The following is a 271-nucleotide window of genomic DNA, read 5'->3' as shown; positions in this document are numbered from 1 at the left end:
GCAGACCACAATATTGGGGTCTTCCCGTGAGCGGACGGTCTGAGCGTTACGCAGAATACTGAAGATGAAATTGGTGATGTGCGGTGCACTGGTCAGGTTTAAATCGTTGCGCTGGTTAACGTGTACGTTGACGTAAATGATGTCCCTCAGCACGGCAAACAGGTGCTCCTGGATACCGCGAATGATTTTACCGTCGACAAAAGCGTGCTCGGGTGGATCTTTGAGTTCGAGTTTTATCCCGCGTTCTCTTCTGAGAACATTGATATCAAAT

1 protein-coding gene is annotated in these 271 nt (G+C 48.7%); it reads right to left on the bottom strand.

Going from position 1 to position 271, the window contains the following annotated elements:
• A partial coding sequence (locus ACYP03_RS26215) for a pyrimidine/purine nucleosidase domain-containing protein (RefSeq protein WP_459782702.1) occupies positions 1-271 on the bottom strand: 271 nt, incomplete at both ends.

The sequence above is a fragment of the Photobacterium sp. R1 genome (assembly GCF_054600795.1).
The sequence above is the reverse complement of the archived record's forward strand: the minus strand, read 5'-3'. Positions and strand labels throughout refer to the sequence as shown.